Origin of the sequence: Acinetobacter sp. YK3, assembly GCF_001729365.1 — a bacterium.
In the GTDB taxonomy this organism is placed as follows: domain Bacteria; phylum Pseudomonadota; class Gammaproteobacteria; order Pseudomonadales; family Moraxellaceae; genus Acinetobacter; species Acinetobacter vivianii.
The window spans coordinates 1-18,932 of the sequence record NZ_LZPJ01000078.1 but is presented as its reverse complement, the minus strand read 5'-3'; the positions used below and the strand labels follow the sequence as shown (position 1 = coordinate 18,932).

The window sequence follows — 18,932 nt, the reverse complement described above, 5'->3', positions numbered from 1 at the left end:
ATCGTGATTTTGGTTAGATTATGTTATAAGCATGGCGTTTTATTGGCATATTATTTTTTATGTTTGAAGATTTACTCCTCCCCATGTTTGACGATGAATATTATCCCGATATTCTCGTTGCTGAAGTGAAACAGCATATCCAGAAGTTTTCAAAAAAGGTGAGTCGTACTGACTTATCTGAAACGGAAATCTATCGTTTTGCGCATCAAACCATGATCGAAATTAACGAAATGAAACCGCAATTTGAAGATCTGGATTCAAGTTTAGATGACACTGCCGCAGATTATATTGCCGAAGCCATGATGATGGTGGTGCAAGATGTTGGTTATCTCGATATTGAAATGGAAGAATTGATTGCCAATCGAGAGTGGTAGAATTCACTCTCGCTGGTTTTTTTATAAAAATAATTATTTTGAAGCTGCTTCACTCCAAAGTTTAGGTAAAACAATTTGCCCTGAAATCCATGCTTCAATTTTAGGCTGTTTTATTTTCTGATAATAAATACTCTGTGTATTGATGAGTAAACCTAGCGTATCGCCTTGATTCAATTGCCCATTGATACTGGGTAACTCAATCGTGGAATGTTGTGCATCCAGTTGAGTTGTGCCGTCGATCATCTGATCATAACTTTGTTTCCGGGCCGCATTAAACGGCGCAGTCTGATCATTTAAAACGTCATATTTCCCTGTGACTTTAGATTTAATGGCAACAGAGATAAATAGGGTCGGATCTATTTTAGATGTCGTTTCTATCTGCAAAGAGAGTCGTGGGGCACCCGTGATATAACTGCGCTGGGTCGCGGTATGGATGGGCACAAATACAGCTTGAGTTGCAGTCGGCGTTATCCATGTTTTATTCAATGTGTAGGCGTTTGTTGCGCTTAGATCATTTAAGGTTGTTACAGGACTTTGATCCACACATACTTCTGGTAAGGTCGTTGTGGGTGCTTGATCTTTCAACTTTTGGTTGAACCAGACCAATATGGTTTTTTGTAGGTTATAGGGTTTCTGATCACCACAGGTCACTGATTTACCAAGATACCAAAATGGCGTATTGCCTCGAGGAGAATGCTGTGCAAAAGGCTGCAAATGTCCGCCCTGTACGCCAATCAAATGAACTTCATGCTGAGCATGCTGGATACATTGGGCTGCTTTTACGCCTTCGTTAAATGGAAATAGAATGTCTCTAAAACCCTGAATAATCAGTGCATCGGCTTGAGGTGCCTGTGCGTGATTGCAAAACCAGCTGGCTTGATGAGTTTTTAGAAAATTATAGGTCGATGTTTTGAGTTGACCTTGTTGCGTTTCAAGATACGCCTGTTTGAGTTCGGGATCAAACTTGTTCCAGTTCCACCAATCCCCAATCAGGTTGAGAAAACCGATCCAGTTACTTTTCGGTACACCATTCGGTGCAAGGCTATTCATGATGTCATACCAAGTGGTGACAGGAACGATGGCCTGTAATCGGCGATCAAGCGCCGAAGCAATATATTGCACGCCACCAGCATACGATTCACCGATCATGCCTGTTCGCACACCGTGTTGGTTTGTCGCCAGTTGTGGCAAGTTTTTTTCTGCCCAATTCATCATGGTGATGACATCTTGGGCTTCTTTCTCTGGATCAGTTAGGCGAATTTTCCCTTGGCTATCGCCATGACCACGTTGGTCATAACTCATCACCCAATAGCCATTTTGCCATGCTGTTTTTGCGACCTGTCCTGTTGGCAAGAGGAAACCATACAAGCTCAGTTCTGGTCGTTTCATCCGAGAAAGGCCAAAGCCATGCGTATGCAGAATTAAAGGCGCAGTCTGGCCTGGTTTTAAATGGGGTTGATAAACTGTAAAGGCCAGTACAGTTCCATCAGGTGCCGTTGTTTTTGCCTGATAATAGCGCTGTTTTAGCTCGACGCTTTTGCCTGTAACAGATGCTGATTGCGAAGTGGCATGTACACACCCTTGCAAGACAAACAACAAACTGAAGCAGAGCCAGAAGACGTAAGAACGCATAGATTATTTCATCCTTGAGCAAATCTTTGAGAAATCACGATGTGATTGAGATAGTTTACTGTGCCCTGTTGATAGATACTATTGCTGACAGGCCGTATTGATTGACCTGCCAGTTTTAAAACCTAATCTACACCTTATTTTCATTTTCGACGATAAGCATAAAGAAATAAGCCGAAGCATAAAAAAATCAGTCCAATGACCAGATGCGAACTCAAAGGTTCGTTGTTGAACCATATCCCCCAACAAGTCGCAAGTACGGGTGTTAAGATTGTAATTAGCATCACCGTGGTCGGGTTCAGTTTCTGGATTAAATGAAAGTAAAAAATCATGGCCAGTACTGACGAAAATAATGCGCTATACAACAAGGCCAAGCCTGTTTGCAGACTCGGAAGCTGGGTGGGGGCATGGCTAAGGAAAAATGGTAATAAACACAAATATCCCAACCATGAAACGATAGTTGAACCTGTTGTTTGAATAATCGGGTGAATCCCTGCACCAATCTGTGCAACTGCAAACATGGACAGGACATAGAGCAATACGGCGATTATTTCATAGATGACGCCGAGCGTATCTAGCTGGATATGTGCTGCACCAATCCCTAAGGTGAGAAAGAGCCCAAAAATAGCTAGAGTCAGTCCATACCATTGACGTTTGAGGAAGCGTTCGCGTTTTAGAATAAAGACTGCGATTAGCCCAGACCATAACGGTGCTGTGCCATAAATAATCGAGATCATGCCGGAAGACACGCGTGTTGCACCCAGATAACAAAAGGTCATGGAGCCGAACAATCCAATAGCCCCTGCACCATAACTCAGCAGCGCAGTTTTATTGATCGTCAGTTTCAAGCGAAAATAAAGCAGACATGCCAATGCCAGTGGAATAGCCAGACTAAATCGCAAGAATAATCCCCAAGCCCAATGAATTTCATGCACTGTCCAGACGGCAGCTAAAGGTGTAAAAGACCAGATGAGCACCACGGCAATGAATTGACCGACTGTAGCAAGGCGAGGGGTGACAGGGGCTACAGCCGGTTGTAGCTGTGGCATGGAGAGAACATTCTTTTCGGGTAACTGTGTCATGGCATAATTCCTGTTATAACAACGGTAAAATTAAGACGATAAAAAAGGTCGCTACAGAGGCGACCTTTGAATTCAATTGATGTTTTAGAGTGTCATCATCTGAAATACATAAAGTCCCCTCGCAGTAACGCGTAGACACGTCGCCATGCCGCATAGACAGCAATGTCATGCGCAATCGCATTCGGGTGTGGAGAGGAAACTTTAGGCTTAAACATATAAGACATTCGAAGATGATTCTGATCTTTTATAGCATAGGGCCTGCTTGAAAAATAGGCATTTTCTCAAATAAAGATAAAAATATAATCAGTGCAAAGGCAGAATTTGTGATTGCTTAAATTGAATATTTTTCCATAATAATGCCATTCAATTATGAAAGAAGTGTGCTCTTGTCTCCTTTAGAAATTATTGCAGTGATTATTAGTGTTATTGGTGTAACTTTGACCATCCGACGGAATATGTGGTGTTGGTGGTTTAATTTTATTGCCTGTGCGCTGTATGCCTGTTTTTTCTTTACGGTTAAATTATATGGAGAAACACTTCTACAATTCTTCTTTATTCTGATGAATGTTTATGGCTTTTATTATTGGTTAAAAGGCAAACGCCAAGATCATGAGATTCGGATTGAAACGATTGCGACCAAAACTGTAGTGCTGCAACTCAGTCTCGCCGTGTTGGGTGGTTTCCTGTTTGGCCTTATTCTCAAGCATTTTACTGATGCTGCGGTACCAATGCTGGATTCGCAACTGGTGGCATTTAGTTTATTGGCAACTTACTGGACCAGTCGTAAACATATCGCGACCTGGATTTTATGGATCTTCGTCAACATCTTCTATGTCGGGATGTTTAGTTATAAAGAGTTGTTTTTAACCGCGGCTTTATATGCTGCCTTTGTCGGGCTGGCTGCTTATGGCTGGTGGCAATGGGAACAGGTCAAACAAAAACAACTTGGTCATGCATAAAAAAGGGCAGCTCAGGCTGCCCTTAATTTGAAGCAAGGTTTATTTTGCAGTAGCGTGATAACTTTGTACGGCTTGGCGACCCAGTGCTGGATCGTCGGTAAAGATACCATCCACACCTGCTTTGAAATACAACTGCATTTCCTTGATTGAGCCTGTTACGCAACGTTCTGCTTCTTTGGCTTTATCTGCACTACATTTTAACGTTGCTGGTAGGTAATTATTTTCAGGACGGAAAGTATATGGATGTACTTTTAAGCCGACTTGATGTGCATCTTTAACAAAGGACGTAGTTTTAGTCATCGCGTCATCTTTAAAGACATAGACTTTCCATGGGCCGACGCCATTGGCATAGGTGGCAACATCTTTTAAACCACTTGCTGTTGCCAAATCTGCATAGGTTTTCGGATTATTTTCCGCCACATAATCAGCAGGTTGGGTATCTGGCGCATCATAAAGCTGGATCAGTTGAGCATGTTTGACACTTTTGTGCAGATCTAACTGGTTCTTTAAATACTTTAAATTGCCCACTTCAAAAGATTGCAAATAGATTGGTGCAATATCCCGAGTATATTTATATTTAGATAAGGTTTTGAGCAGGTTATCTTCCAGTGCCAGATTTTGCTTTTGAAAATAGGTCGGATGTTTGGTTTCGATATAAAGACCAATGATTTTGCCAGTTTTCTTATAATGTGCTTCAGCCAATTCGATAATTTGCTCCAGAGTCGGAATGGTATAGAGATCATTATATTTCTGGTTTTCAGGACGATATTGTGGAATACGCTCGCGTGCTTTTAGTTGTTGTAATTCATTTAATGTAAAGTCTTCAGTAAACCAGCCGTCTAAAGTCACACCATCAATCACTTTGGTTTTTTTACGGTCTGCAAATTGTGGCAGGGTCGAAACATTGGTGGTACCGCCAATTTCATTTTCATGACGGGCAACCAGAATCCCATCTTTGGTTGAAACCAGATCTGGCTCAATAAAGTCAGCGCCGTCATCAATCGCTTTTTGATAAGAGGCAAGGGTATGTTCTGGGCGTAATGCACTGGCACCGCGATGTCCTATCACTAGAATTTTAGGAAGTTGGTAATCAGGCTGTTTGGTATTGTTTTGGTTGTTATTGTCATCATTACAACCAGCAAGGCTGATCAGGCTCAGACAAAGAACTGCTTTTTTAAACATAGATAAGCTCATGTGTTTTTTATTCAAGCCGCTAGTTTGAGCATTGAAGTTATCAAACACATGACAGTGAGATGATGGTTTTATGAAAATATTAAGAATTTTAAAATCAGTCGCACTGAAATAAAAAATCCAGTTTAAGCTTGTGTCTAAACTGGATTCAAAAACAATTAGATAATGGAGGTCTATTTCTTCCAATAAGGCCAGTTGGCTTCTGGCGTGAAATCATAGTTGTCATCAAGCCAATAGGTTTGAGGTGGAGAGGATTTGTCTTTCAGTCCCATGATGCGCATCAGATTATTGTCTAGTTCAGCGGTATTTAAAGTCTTTTCCTGATCTACACCGGTACTCTGTAAGCGATCTGACCACATGATCACAGGCACTTGATAACCTGCTTTGGTATTTGGGCTATGACCTGCATAATCAATTTCATGTCCGACTTCATTGCCATGATCAGAAACCATCGTAAAAGATCTAAAATCTGGTGTAGCATCTGCTCTTAAATCATCTAGGAATTGACTGAGTAATGAGTCTTCATATAAGACAGCATTATCATAATCGTTACGCAGTGAACGAATCCACGGATCAATCTCTCTATTTTTTAGATCAGTTTCTACTGCATCGTTACTTTCACTTGTAAACTGGTTAAAGGCAGCTGGATAACGCTCTTTGTAGTTTGGATGGGCACCGATAAGATGAAGAATAATCAGTTTCTTCGGCTCAGGATCAGCAAGAGCTTGTTGATAATCTGGAATGAGCGATTCATCCAACGAGGTGCTACTACGGCCAGAGCGTTTGTTTTTATAGACTGCTTTATCGGCATAGGCACCAAATAATGAAGATAAGTAAGTATCGTCTTGATTACTGAGCCAGTAAATTTTATATCCTGCTGCTCGTGCATAGGCCAATACACTTTCAGGTGAATATTTATTATGTTCTGAAGCAGGGCTTTCGGTTAACAGTACACGTAATGCATTGATTGTAGACGGGGAAGGAGAGAAAGCATTACAAAAGACCTTGATCTCATCCAGCCGTTTTGCCAGTTCAGGCGTGGTATTCCGTGGGTAGCCGCAGACACCTAGATTTAAACTGGTTAAACTTTCAGAAAGTACCAGTACATGGGTCTGTTTACCTTTTGCCTGTTCTGTCAGTACCAGATTTTGCTTGGCACTTTTGTCCCATTGTTGATGGACATTTTTATGCTGTTTAATTCGATCTTTGAAATCCTGAATTTTGGCCTGATAGTCAGTCCAGAATACAATCGGATGTACCTTGCGTGATGGTTTCATCAGATAACTGGTGGTTGCCAGTAAGACCAGTAAAATAATACAGCCACGATAAATTCGGCTTTGCCAGAGTTGGCTAAAATGAATTGGTTTAACCAGTTTGAAGACTGCAACACTATACAGGATGACCAAGGTTAATAGTCCTGCCGCCACAGTGAGCATGGTACCGAGATGAAGCTGGAAAAACTCCAGACTTTCCCGACGGTTTGTATTAGCTAAGGCTTCAATAATAAAATAGGCTTCATTATCACTATTAAATAAAAACCAGGTACTTGAGCGAAGCAAGGCATCTAGCCAAGCCAAAAACCACCAGATAATCGCAAGGATATACCAATAGATTTTTTGTCTGCTAATCGCCAGATAAATAAAAAGCACACCAGGCAATGATAAAAAGCCAAGTCTTAAACCATCAGATAGATTACCAACCGCAATCAATAAGCCGCCTGTGATCAAGGCTGGCAGTAAGATCAGCAGCAGAATATTCAAGTTTTTTAAGCTGGCCTTCATATATGCCTAATACAATGGGGGGAGATTAATTAAGCGTGCTAATATCGGTTTAAGTGGGGGGCGTGTCAATTCAAAATTAAGAAGTCTTTGATTGCACAGCAAATTAAATTGATTAGCACAGTTAAGCTGTTGAATTATTGCAAAGCTAGCGCATTATTTTTTATTGCGAATAACTTTAAATTCATTATTTCTCCGCAATTTACGCTTTTTGAAATGATATGTTAATAGGGATGGCGTTTACCTGTCAGCTCGGTAATGATCATATTCTGAAAAGTGCCTGTATTTGCCTATCTTTTTGAAAAATTGACTGTTTCGCTAATGGAATAAACAGCCATGCTATCTAAGTTTTTTATTCATCGTCCTATCTTTGCTACTGTGTTGGCAATTATCGTGATGGCTGTTGGCCTATTTGCAATTTTAAATTTGCCTGTAGAACGTTATCCCGATATTGCTCCTCCCCGAATTACTGTTGCGGCTAACTATAGTGGTGCTGATGCTCAAGCGGTTGAAGATAGTGTGACGCAGGTTCTAGAACAACAAATTAAGGGAATTGATCATCTGCTTTATTTTAGTTCTAGCAGTGATGCCAGTGGTAATAGCCGAATCAGTTTGTTCTTTGAACAAGGTACGGATCCTGATCAGGCACAGGTTCAGGTACAAAATGCAGTCAATGGTGCGATTAACCGTCTTCCCGATGATGTTCAACGACAAGGTGTCAATGTTCGTAAGTCTTTGAGCGATTCATTTATGGTGATTGGGGTTGGCGATAAGTCGGGCCGATCAACCAATCTGGATATTTCAGATTATATTACCAATAACTTTGAACTGAATTTGAGCCGAATTGAAGGGATTGGCGAAGTCAGTGTGTTTGGCTCGCAATATGCCATGCGGATCTGGCTGGATCCGCAACGACTGGAACGTTATCAGCTTCAAGTCAGTGATGTCCGAACAGCGATTGAAAATCAGAATACACAAGTGGCTGCTGGTGCGATTGGAGATTTACCCGCAGCGAGTGATCAATACCTGAATGCCAAAGTTACTTCGGGGTCATTGTTACGCACACCTGAACAATTTGAAAATATTATTATTAAAGCCAACAGTGATGGCAGTTTTGTCTATTTAAAAGATGTTGCACGCGTTGAGGTCGGGGCGGAAAACTATCAGGTCTTTAACCGTATCAATGGTTATCCTGCTTCGGGACTATCGTTGTCACTGACTGTGGGCGCGAACGTGATGCAAGTGGCGGATGCAGTATATAAAGAAGTTGCCCGTCTGGAAAAAACTTTACCAGAAGGTTATTTCGTGATGTATCCACGAGATGACACGCCATTTGTTAAAGAATCTATGTCACAAGTGGTGTCTACCCTGATTGAAGCCATCGGTCTGGTGGTGCTGGTAATGTTCATCTTCTTGCAAAACTGGCGTGCGACCTTGATCCCCGCGATCACCGTTCCTGTAGTGATTTTAGGTACTTTTGCGGTATTGGCCGTTTTAGGCATGAGTATTAACACACTGACCTTATTTGCCATGGTACTGGCGATTGGTTTGCTGGTCGATGATGCGATTGTTGTGGTTGAGAACGTTGAACGTCTCATGCATGAACAGCAGCTCAGTGCCAAAGAGGCTTCTATTCAATCGATGCAGGAAATTAGTGGTGCATTGGTCGGGATTACTTTAGTGCTGACCGCCGTTTTTATCCCGATGTCCTTTTTTAGCGGTGCGACAGGCATTATTTATCGACAATTTTCCATTACCTTAGTGGTTGCAATGGGACTGTCTTTATTGGTGGCCTTGATCCTGACACCAGCTTTGTGTGCCATTTTGCTGAAACCCCAACATAAGCAAGCACGTTGGGCGGTTATGTTTAATAACGGGCTCGACTATATCAAAACGCGTTATCTGAACGTGTCTAAGAAAGTCATCAGTGTAAAAAGTATTTCCTTGATTGGTATCGCAATCCTGATTGGCGGTTTTGTCTGGGTCTATCGTGAGTTGCCAACCAGCTTTTTACCTCAAGAAGATCAGGGAACTTTAGGGGTACAGTTCCGTTTACCAGAAGGGACACCGATGAGTAAAACGGAAGAAGTCGGCAAATATATTTCCGACTATTTTCTCGAACATGAAAAGGCCAACTTAAATGGGGTGATGGTGATTCATGGACGCAATTTTTCGGGAACTGGACAAAATCTTGGGCAGGCCTTTGTTTCATTAAAACATTGGGATGAGCGCAAGGGGGCGGAAAATAGTGCTCAGCAAATTCGTGCGCGTGCAATGAAGTATTTTTCGCAGAATAATCAGGCGCGCATTATGGTATTAATGCCTTCTGTGATTCGCGGATTAGGTAACTCGGATAAGATCGATTTTTGGCTACAGGATACCAAAGGCTTGGGTAGACAAAGTCTGTTATCTTCTTTTCAGGATTTACAGCAACAGGGCAATGCACTGGATTCCGTTGACAATCTGGATAAAAAAGGCAACGACGATCAGGCGGTTCTGAATATCAAGATTGACCATAAAGCGGCAATGATCCATGGCCTAAATGTCAGTGAAATTAATCGCACCTTATCGACGGCTTGGAGCGGTAGCTATATCAATGACTTTATTGATCGTGGTCGGATCAAGCGCGTGTATTTACAAGGTGATGCACCATATCGTTCTAAGCCAGAAGATCTCAATTACTGGTATGTGAAAAATGCCAATGGACAAATGGTGCCATTTTCACAGTTTAGTCAGATTGGATGGCAAGGTGCCCCACCAATGCTAGAACGTTTTATGGGTTATCCAGCAATTAGTGCCGAAGCGGATGCAGCCAATGGTTTCAGTAGTGGGCAAGGGATGCAGGTCATTCAGGGACTGGTTGATAAAATGCCTGATGTCGGATTGGCGTGGAGCGGATTATCTTATCAGGAACAGGAATCCAGTAATCAGGCGATCTGGCTCTATCTCATTTCTGTCGCCTTTATTTTCCTGTGTCTTGCAGCACTTTATGAAAGTTGGTCAATTCCATCTGTGGTGATGGCTGCAATCCCTTTAGGCGTCGGCGGAACGATTTTATTCAGTTACCTGTTTGGATTTGCCAACGATATTTATTTCCAGATTGCCTTACTCACCACGATTGGTCTGTCATGTAAAAATGCCATTTTAATGGTTGAGTTCGCAGCTAGTCTGCAACAACAGGGGCAAGCGCCACTGGAAGCCGCCTTACGTGCAGCAGGATTACGTCTACGTCCAATTTTGATGACCTCGATTGCCTTTGGTGCGGGTGTTATTCCGCTTATGTTTTCGAGTGGTGCGGGCGCGTTGAGCCGACAGGCAATTGGTTATAGCGTATTTGGCGGGGTTGTTTTTGGTACGATACTGGTACTGATCTTCATTCCTTTTATGTATGTACTGGTAACCAGTTGGTTTAAGCCTAAACAAAAAGTTGAAGCGATTAAATAAAATGGCTTCAGTACCTCAACAGAAATGAATGATTCATTGATCAAGATGAGACAGGAATTGTTCATTTTTGTTGAGTAAGTTGAGAATATTAAAAAAAATTTGTAGTATTGCCGTGCCGTATAAACGGTCTAATGAGGTTTGATTGTCTAAATGGACACGCAGAGTTGTAATTTATCCCAGATTACACATTTTTATATTCATCAAAATCTGCATGAAGCTTTCTATTTAGCAGTAAACCAATAGGCTGCTTGTAGTTCTTCATTGCAGATCATTTGTAGTGAAGAGGCTGACATGAGCTACAATAATTTTTTATATCTATTAAGCGACGCACTCAAAAATAATCATATTGAACTTGCACTCGCATCTGTACAGACTTTTCGGGCAGTGGATATTGCCGATGTCTTAACCCAGCTCTCTGTAGAGCAAAGTCAACTGTTGCTCACCCATTTACCTGAGCGTGCCTACGTTTTCTCTTATCTTCCGCCCAATGAACAGGTCAAACTTGCCAAAGCCATGCCGAGACATATTCTGGCAGAGATTATTGGCGAGATGTCTTCGGATAAGCGCGCCGATGTGTTCAAGTGTCTGGATCAGGAGCAACAGAATACTTTATTGCCTGCTTTAGCTCAGGCTGAAAGGGAAGATATTCGCCAACTTTCTTCTTATCTGGAAGGAACAGCAGGGGCGATCATGAGTTCTGAATACGCCACGCTTAAGCCGAATATCACCGTGAAAGATGCGATTAAAATGTTGCGTCTGGAAGCGCCAGATACTGAAACGATTTATTTTGCCTATGTGCTGGATCAGGCCAGAAAAATCCTTGGGGTTTTATCTCTTAAACAGTTAATTCTGGCGGCTGAAGAACAGAATATTAATGAGTTGATGGAAACCAATGTCCTGACCGCGTATGTCGATACCGATCAGGATGAAGTCGCCAAAACTATTGCACGTTATGATCTATTGGCACTACCAATTATTGACCACCATGACATGATGGTCGGGATCGTGACCTACGATGATGCGATGGATGTTGCTAGTGAAGAGGCCACTGAAGACTTCTTAAAAGTCGGGGCGGTTGATGCATCATCCAAACTCAGTATTAAATCTGCGCCGATTTTACAGCTCTACCAGAAACGCGTGTTCTGGTTGGTTTTCTTGGTGTTTGGAAGTTTATTGTCTGGGATCGGGATTGCGCATTATGAAGATGTAATTGCGCAGAATTTAGTACTGGTATTCTTCTTGCCATTGCTGGTGGGGAGTGGCGGAAACGCGGGTTCTCAATCTTCCACATTGATGGTACGTGCTTTGGCAACAGGAGATGTTCAATTTAAAGACTGGTTCTCGTTACTGGGTCGGGAAAGTTTGGTGGCTCTGTGTCTGGGGGGAACCATGGCGGTGGCTGTTTCGCTACTGGGTTATTTCCGTGGTGACGAAATGGTGGCTCTAGTCCTTGCATTAAGTATGATGGGGATTGTGTTGATGGGGTGTCTGATCGGGATGAGCTTACCTTTTATTTTAAATAAAGCAGGGCTTGATCCAGCCAGTGCTTCAGCGCCTCTGGTCACTTCGATTTGTGATGCAACAGGGGTAATCGTTTACTTATTTATCGCCTCGATGATTTTATTCTAGACCGTAATAATAATTGTACCGACAAAACCTAAAAACTACTTTATTCTCAAGGATAAACATCGTTTTTAGGTTGAGTGAATGACTGATTATCCAGAACAAAAAAAACTAACTCAGCAGCAAGCCATCGCGGTCGAGCGTGATTTGGCAAAATTCGCCAATACTATGGACAGCTTGGTTCGCATACCATTTACCAAGCAGGGCGTTGGGGCGGATGCTGCATTGAGCACCATTCCGTTTGCCGGAGATATTGCTGGTTTTATCCTGACTTTATATGCCTTTAAAAAAGCCAGAGAAGTGGGTGTACCACAACATAAGCTCAAAGGCGTGGTGAAACTGGCGATCATGGATATGCTGGTTGGCTTCGTACCGATTGTCGGGACCGTATTTGACGTATTTATACGTCCGAGCCGTAAGACGCTTGAGATTGTGCATGCACATATTCGTGATGAATATCAGGTACACAGCGATATTCATGTGGTTCATCCATTCCTGCATGAGTCACTTGAGCAAAAACAGAAAACTTCTGCCTTTTGGCGTAATCCAGTGGTGAGCTGGATCTGGTTACGAATTCCAGATCTATTGGGAATTGCGGTGGTGATATTACTGGTGCTGGCGGTGTGGGCTGGCTTTAGTTATCTGTGGCAATTTTATCAATCCTTCCAATCGCACTAGATGATTAGACAAAAATAAAGCCTCCATTGTGGAGGCTTTATCGTTTATCTGATACTGATTATTGAACGTTTAATTGCTGTAATGCAGCAACACGTTGTTCAATGGTTGGGTGGGTCTGGAATAAAGCCGCTAAGCTAAAGCCTTGTTCCTTACCTTCCGTAATCGCGAATGCTTTCATTTCTTTCGGCATTTGATCTGGCATTTCTGACTCTGCTTGTAAGCGAAGTAGGGCAGAAATCATGGCCTGTTTACCAGCTAAACGTGCGCCAGCTTCGTCTGCGCGATATTCACGTTGACGAGAGAACCACATCACGATGGTAGAAGCCAAAATACCGAATACGATGTCGAGTACAATCGTAATGGCAAAATAAGCAAGACCTGGTGCTTCACCATCTTCACGACCAAATACGTTACGGTCGATGAAATCACCTGCAATACGTGCAAAGAACATCACGAAGGCGTTGACGACACCTTGGATCAGCGCAAGGGTCACCATGTCACCATTTGCAACGTGACCGATTTCGTGAGCCAGTACAGCACGAAGTTCATCTTTGTTCATACGCTCGAGTAGACCTGTTGAAACAGCTACCAAAGCATCATTTTTATTCCAACCTGTCGCAAATGCATTGGATTGGTAAGAAGGGAAAATACCCACTTCAGGCATGTTAATACCTGCACGTTGAGATAATTGCGCCACTTCTTGTAATAACCAAGCTTCTGCTTGACTACGGGGTGCATTTGGGTCAATTAATTCTGTCCCAGTGGTTTTTTTAGCCATCCACTTCGACATGAATAGGGAAATAATAGAACCCACCATACCAAAGACAAAACAGACGACCAGTAGGTTGCCTAGATTCAAGCCACCCGCGCCATGGTAACTACCGACACCGAAGAGTGACAAGATAATGCCAGCTACAACCAGTACCGCGAGGTTGGTTAGCAAGAACAAACCAATCCGCATCATTGAGAAAACCCTCTTATAAAGAAAAAGTGATCTGATTTATAAATTATAAATCATAACGCTAATATGCAGGGCGAACCCTAAAAATTCAAGAAAAAAATGGGCGTAGATACATTTAGTCAATAAAATTATGAACTGGCTGTGAAACAGGGACTTAAAAGCTGTTTTGTCTAAAAAATAGCAGGCAAAATCATTCTATGAGAATGGATGGCCTGAATTGTTAATCACTGAGACGTATTCGGGCCGATGCAGTGGCATTGGTGGTGGTATAGGTACCAGATGGGGCATCGGTAAAGGTACCATCTGCCAGGGTAATGATCTGACGGTTATATTGCTTAGGCGCTGGAGGCGGTTCGACAATATTATTGGATGATGAGCTGTAATTGGCTGACTGAGCCAGTATTTGGTTGTTGTTACTTGAATCTGTAAAAGTGCCTAAGCCAGATGCATAGAGATTTTGATAACGGCTGGTGACACGACGGACATAATCTTGCGTTTCACGAAATGGGGGAATGCCGCCATATTTATCTACATTGCCTTCACCCGCATTATAGGCAGCAATGGCCAATTGGGTATTACCATTAAAACGTTTCAGTAACCAGCTTAGATACTTGGCACCGCCAAAAATGTTTTGTTGCGGATCATAAGCATTACTGACATTAAATCGGCGGGCTGTAGCAGGCATAAGCTGCATAAGACCCTGAGCGCCCACAGGAGAGCGAGCCTTGATATTAAATCCAGACTCGGTATGCATGATCGCTTTGATTAAGCCTTCAGAAATCCCGTGCTGTTGAGCGGCCTGACGGATCAGTTGGTCAAATGCATTTTTATTGCGACTATAGCTTGGCAGTACAGAGGCTTCACTTGCACCCCAGTTACTATAGCTATGAATATTACTGTCGGGATAATAAGTTGCTTTAACGACTTTTAAATGACTGTACTCTGCTTTCTTCTTATTGGTGAGTAGCGTTGTACCATTATCATCTTTAAATTGATAAATCGTCTGCCCAGCATAACTTGATGCTGTACCATTAAAAAAACCGATTGTTCCCAAGCAAACAGCAAAAAAATAAGTTGTTTTGTTCATCGTTATAATATTCGCGAAAGGATGAGCATAAGTTTCATGTGGCAGTTTAACAAAAAAATGTAAAAAAAGATCTTTTGCTACAATTTTTTTATTTTTTAGTGTCAGACAAAAATCAAGTCAATTTGTTCGAATGTTCAGCAAAAAAAATTAAAATATTTTTTTTAAAAAGTAAGTCTTGACTTATATAAGTTATTGATTTTAATTGAATAAAATGATTGGTTAAAAAATGATCAATCTAATGGGAAGCCTTATTTTAAGATAAAAGCAGTTTGTCAATAGCTAAGAAATCCACAAATTTATCCACAGCTTTTGTGGACAACTGTGGAAAAGTTTGAAATATAAGCGATCTAGGCCATTCTGGATTATTTTGATCAGAATTTTACCAGTATGAAACTGAAATATGACGATTGAAAGAAATTGAAAAATTCTTTAGATGCGCATTTTTTCGGAATGAGATAAAATCGCGCGGTATTTTTGTTTATGAGTAAATCACGTCTATGTACGCGCCAGTGGAGTCCAACCAAGGATTTAATTTCAAGCCAGAGCTTCCGACAAGTTCGGCGTATTATCGCCTGTTGAAAAAACTTCGTCGTCAGGTGGGGCATGCGATTCGTGATTACAACATGATCGAAGAGGGTGACAAGGTCATGGTCTGCGTGTCTGGTGGTAAAGACAGCTATACCATGCTTGATATCTTGTTGCAATTCAAGCGTATTGCGCCAATTAACTTTGATGTTGTGGCGGTCAATCTAGATCAGAAACAGCCAGGTTTCCCTGAAGATGTCTTGCCACGTTATATGGAAGAGAACAATATTCCATATTACATTCTGGAAAAAGATACCTATACCATTACCAAGCGTTTAACGCCTGAAGGTAAGACCTATTGCGCGGTATGCTCACGTTTACGCCGTGGCTCACTCTATGGCTTTGCACAGGAAATCGGCGCGACTAAAGTGGCGTTGGGTCACCATCGCGATGACATCATGGCAACATTCTTTTTGAATTTATTCCATGGTGGCAGTTTGAAAGCGATGCCGCCAAAACTTCTATCTTCTGATAAAAAGAATATCTTGATCCGTCCTTTGGCTTATGTCGAAGAGAAGGACATCATCAAGTATGCTGAATTACGTCAGTTCCCGATCATTCCATGTAATTTGTGTGGTTCGCAAGAAAACTTACAGCGTGCCATTATCAATGACATGTTACGTGAATGGGACAAGCAACATCCAAAACGTCTGCACAGCATTTTCGGTGCGTTACAGAACGTTTCTCCATCGCAATTGGCAGATCGTGAGTTATTCGACTTTGAAGCTTTAGATGGTCAACGCGAGTTTGATATGAAGGATCCAGAAGAGATGAAGAACCGTCTTGATGTGGTCAACCTGAGTTTTGCAGCAGAGTAAAGTGTAAAACTTTTTGAAAAGGTACTGGTTAAGTACCTTTTTTTTATAAAAAATTTAAAAATTGAATCCCGCGTACAAAAAATCATAGCCTAAAATAAAAATTACATGCTATAACAGGGCACAAGCAAATTGCTTCATGAGATGTCGTCTGGATAGATGACACAAGAAATTGAACAAATACATTTGAGGAATAATCATGGCTGCATTTTTAACTGATGATTGGTTTGCAACTGTTGAAAAACTTACTGCTGAAGCTGGTGATTTAAACTTGCCACCTGCGCTTGCGAATTTAGCGATTAACTTGGTTGTAACAGATGCAGCTGGTAATACAGAGTTAGCTTTAGATGCGGGTAAAATCCAAAAAGGTTTATCTTCAAATGCTAAAACAACTTTGAACATGGATGCTGAAACTTTACGTAAAGTATTCCTTGAGTTTGACATGGCTGCTGCAATGCAAGCATTCATGACGGGTAAAATCAAGGTTCAAGGTGATATGTCTCAGCTTATGGCTTTACAAACAGCGAAGCCAAGCCAAGAGCAAAAAGATTTATTCAAGAAAGTACTTGAGCAAACTGCTTAAATTCTTTTTATATAAAAAAGCTTACCCTGAGGTAAGCTTTTTTATTGCCTTAAATTTAGACATCAATACGACTATTGGTTTTGATGTGCTCTAAATAAGTACGAATACGCGTGACATATTGTAGCGCTTGCTTATAACGACCATTACGCGCCTGATTGCGCTGCAAGTGATCGTATAAGTTCACCCATTGATTCGGATCTTTGCCTTGGGCACGGATACGCTTCTGGATCTGGCTGACTGCGCCAGGACCCATATTATAAGCCACTAATGCATACCAGTTACGATCTGGATATGGAACATTCGAGAACTGGTCTAGCATCAAATCAAAGTATTTGGCACCGCCTTGAATACTTTGGATTGGATCAGAACGATTACTCACACCCATGGCTCGAGCTGTGTTATTGGTCAGCATCATTAAACCTCGAACACCAGTGGGAGAGACTGAGGTCGGTTTAAGATAAGACTCTTGATAGCCAATTGCAGCAAGTAAGTGCCAGTCTAAATTGTATCTAGATGCACTTTGTTTAAAGCTAGCTTTATAAATCGGTAAGCGTTGTTTCAGATCTTTCTGAATCGTTGACCATGATTCTGGTTTCACAACATTACGATTATAAAATGAAGCTAGCTGTTGGGTCGTACCCGTCTGTTTACTCTGACATACATAACCACTCGCAGTTAGAGTGAGTGGATCATCTGCCTGTTTAAATACCCAGTTTAACTCGGGATTTAAACCATTCTTGCTCAGGCTGGCCTGATCGCCACAGCTTGCTGAAAAGGAAACAAGTTGTTTGTTTTCAATTGCAGCGAGGTTTGCTGTGGTCATGGCAATATTGGCTTTGCCCTGAGCAACCCATTTCAATGCAGTGGCATTATCTGGGACAGTTTTAAAATCAAGTTTTACATTTAGACTTTGCGCATAGTTACGCGCTAGGTCATAGCCAAAGCCATGTAAAAATTGACCATCGTTAAATACTGTTGTTGGACTTTCAACTGCAACGACAGTAAGGACATTGGTGGTTACAACAGTGTTGTATTGATGCGATTTTTCTGCATTCAAGCTGTTGAAAGGTAAAGCCGCAATAGTTAAAGCTAATGCTTGAAACGGGAGCGTGGAAGATAAAGAGTTAAGGCTAGGCCTAGACCCAGAACTTGAATTACTGTGCATGTTGTCTCCGCTACAGGTAATTTATGCCCTAAAAGTTCAGCAATACACTGCCTTAACTTTTAAAAGTTGATAAATTCAATAAGGGGTGGGCAAATCATGAACGTCATTCAAAATGACATTGATTAAAGGAAAAAAGACGCAAATGTTTCACAACATTTATAAGGCGTACAAAAAATAGACAAAAACAAACTTAGGCGCGCATATTAAGCGTCAAAAATGTGATTGTCAAATTTTGGACTAAAAAAATATGAGAATTGCATCACAAATACATGATTTCGAAAAAGAATAAAATTTATACACTTTAGTCATGGCGAAATAAGGAATACAATGCAAAAACTTGTAAGTGGAATGTTGTTTTAACGTATTTTTAAGCCTATGAAATCGAATTTAATTACGCGTACTGGACATGATTTATTAGTCGCCGAACTCAAGAAACTTTGGCATGATGAGCGTCCTGAAATTACCAAAAAGGTGAATTGGGCTGCGAGTTTAGGTGATCGCTCAGAGAATGCCGATTACCAGTACAATAAACAGTTGCTTCGAAAAATAGACCGCCGTGTCCGATATTTAGGCAAACGTCTGGAAGAATTAAAAATTGTAGATTATGTGCCTGAGCAAGAAGGCAAGGTTTATTTTGGTGCTTGGGTAGAAATCGAAAATGATGCAGGGGAGCAAAAAAAATTGCGTCTTGTGGGTGTCGATGAAATCTATGACCACCATCCGCAACATATTTCGATTGAGTCACCGATGGCACGTGCATTGTTGGGTAAACAGGTTGATGATGAAGTGGAAGTGAATACACCATTGGGCAAAAAATTGTGGTATATCAACTCAATTCGCTATGAAAAGCCTGAAAATTCGTAAAAATACAGCTTGTTGATTTTATTTTGAGCATTTGATGCAGGTTTTTAAATAAAAGATTTGCCAAGTCGAACTTTTATTTATATGATAGCCGCCATTGGAAGCGTGGCAGAGCGG

15 protein-coding genes are annotated in these 18,932 nt (G+C 41.5%); 8 read left to right on the top strand and 7 right to left on the bottom strand.

Annotated features, from left to right (window positions below; all coding sequences use genetic code 11):
• The first annotated feature begins 59 nt into the window (after positions 1 to 59).
• The gene (locus A9Z07_RS07645; protein ID WP_032870273.1) at positions 60 to 374 is read left to right on the top strand and encodes a DUF5713 family protein; all 315 of its coding nucleotides are present in this window, start codon (positions 60 to 62) and stop codon (positions 372 to 374) included.
• A 33-nt stretch (positions 375 to 407) separates the two neighbouring features.
• On the opposite strand, the gene A9Z07_RS07640 is transcribed toward A9Z07_RS07645, so the two are convergent.
• Together A9Z07_RS07640 and A9Z07_RS07635 are read right to left on the bottom strand one after the other, a co-directional pair.
• On the bottom strand, positions 408 to 2,006 hold the full coding sequence (locus A9Z07_RS07640; RefSeq protein WP_069577838.1) for an alpha/beta hydrolase family protein: 1,599 nt from the start codon (positions 2,004 to 2,006) through the stop codon (positions 408 to 410).
• Positions 2,007 to 2,146: 140 nt separating this feature from the next.
• Positions 2,147 to 3,085, bottom strand: a complete 939-nt coding sequence (locus A9Z07_RS07635) for a DMT family transporter (protein ID WP_069577837.1) — start codon at positions 3,083 to 3,085, stop codon at positions 2,147 to 2,149.
• 386 nt (positions 3,086 to 3,471) lie between these two features.
• On the opposite strand from A9Z07_RS07635, the gene pnuC reads away from it, so the two are divergent.
• Positions 3,472 to 4,044, top strand: coding sequence for a nicotinamide riboside transporter PnuC (gene pnuC, locus A9Z07_RS07630; RefSeq protein ID WP_205634334.1), 573 nt, complete (start codon positions 3,472 to 3,474; stop codon positions 4,042 to 4,044).
• 39 nt (positions 4,045 to 4,083) lie between these two features.
• On the opposite strand, the gene A9Z07_RS07625 is transcribed toward pnuC, so the two are convergent.
• Both A9Z07_RS07625 and A9Z07_RS07620 read right to left on the bottom strand, forming a co-directional pair.
• Positions 4,084 to 5,226, bottom strand: coding sequence for a glycerophosphodiester phosphodiesterase (locus A9Z07_RS07625; protein WP_069577835.1), 1,143 nt, complete (start codon positions 5,224 to 5,226; stop codon positions 4,084 to 4,086).
• Between the two features lie 182 nt (positions 5,227 to 5,408).
• Positions 5,409 to 7,016, bottom strand: coding sequence for a phosphoethanolamine transferase (locus A9Z07_RS07620; RefSeq protein ID WP_069577834.1), 1,608 nt, complete (start codon positions 7,014 to 7,016; stop codon positions 5,409 to 5,411).
• Positions 7,017 to 7,349: 333 nt separating this feature from the next.
• On the opposite strand from A9Z07_RS07620, the gene A9Z07_RS07615 reads away from it, so the two are divergent.
• The 3 genes from A9Z07_RS07615 to A9Z07_RS07605 all read left to right on the top strand — a co-directional run bounded on the left by A9Z07_RS07615 (position 7,350) and on the right by A9Z07_RS07605 (position 12,758).
• Positions 7,350 to 10,457 (top strand): efflux RND transporter permease subunit, encoded by a 3,108-nt coding sequence (locus A9Z07_RS07615; protein WP_069577833.1) that lies wholly within the window; start codon positions 7,350 to 7,352, stop codon positions 10,455 to 10,457.
• Positions 10,458 to 10,748: 291 nt separating this feature from the next.
• On the top strand, positions 10,749 to 12,086 hold the full coding sequence (gene mgtE, locus A9Z07_RS07610; protein WP_005259147.1) for a magnesium transporter: 1,338 nt from the start codon (positions 10,749 to 10,751) through the stop codon (positions 12,084 to 12,086).
• A 78-nt stretch (positions 12,087 to 12,164) separates the two neighbouring features.
• Entirely contained in the window at positions 12,165 to 12,758 is a 594-nt protein-coding gene (locus tag A9Z07_RS07605) for a DUF4112 domain-containing protein (protein WP_005259146.1), read from the top strand.
• Positions 12,759 to 12,816: 58 nt separating this feature from the next.
• Here the strand turns inward: A9Z07_RS07605 and htpX are convergent, their stop codons facing one another.
• Both htpX and A9Z07_RS07595 read right to left on the bottom strand, forming a co-directional pair.
• Positions 12,817 to 13,722: a protease HtpX gene (gene htpX, locus A9Z07_RS07600; protein ID WP_005259145.1), complete on the bottom strand. Its 906-nt coding sequence runs from the start codon at positions 13,720 to 13,722 to the stop codon at positions 12,817 to 12,819.
• Positions 13,723 to 13,939: 217 nt separating this feature from the next.
• Positions 13,940 to 14,806, bottom strand: coding sequence for a lytic transglycosylase domain-containing protein (locus tag A9Z07_RS07595; RefSeq protein ID WP_062847730.1), 867 nt, complete (start codon positions 14,804 to 14,806; stop codon positions 13,940 to 13,942).
• A 497-nt stretch (positions 14,807 to 15,303) separates the two neighbouring features.
• On the opposite strand from A9Z07_RS07595, the gene ttcA reads away from it, so the two are divergent.
• Entirely contained in the window at positions 15,304 to 16,209 is a 906-nt protein-coding gene (ttcA, locus tag A9Z07_RS07590; protein ID WP_004774851.1) for a tRNA 2-thiocytidine(32) synthetase TtcA, read from the top strand.
• A 196-nt stretch (positions 16,210 to 16,405) separates the two neighbouring features.
• Positions 16,406 to 16,789 (top strand): SCP2 sterol-binding domain-containing protein, encoded by a 384-nt coding sequence (locus A9Z07_RS07585; protein WP_004651955.1) that lies wholly within the window; start codon positions 16,406 to 16,408, stop codon positions 16,787 to 16,789.
• A 55-nt stretch (positions 16,790 to 16,844) separates the two neighbouring features.
• On the opposite strand, the gene A9Z07_RS07580 is transcribed toward A9Z07_RS07585, so the two are convergent.
• Positions 16,845 to 17,954 (bottom strand): transglycosylase SLT domain-containing protein, encoded by a 1,110-nt coding sequence (locus tag A9Z07_RS07580; RefSeq protein ID WP_069577832.1) that lies wholly within the window; start codon positions 17,952 to 17,954, stop codon positions 16,845 to 16,847.
• A gap of 375 nt (positions 17,955 to 18,329) precedes the next feature.
• On the opposite strand from A9Z07_RS07580, the gene greB reads away from it, so the two are divergent.
• Positions 18,330 to 18,818, top strand: a complete 489-nt coding sequence (gene greB, locus A9Z07_RS07575; protein WP_069577831.1) for a transcription elongation factor GreB — start codon at positions 18,330 to 18,332, stop codon at positions 18,816 to 18,818.
• Positions 18,819 to 18,932: the final 114 nt, after the last annotated feature.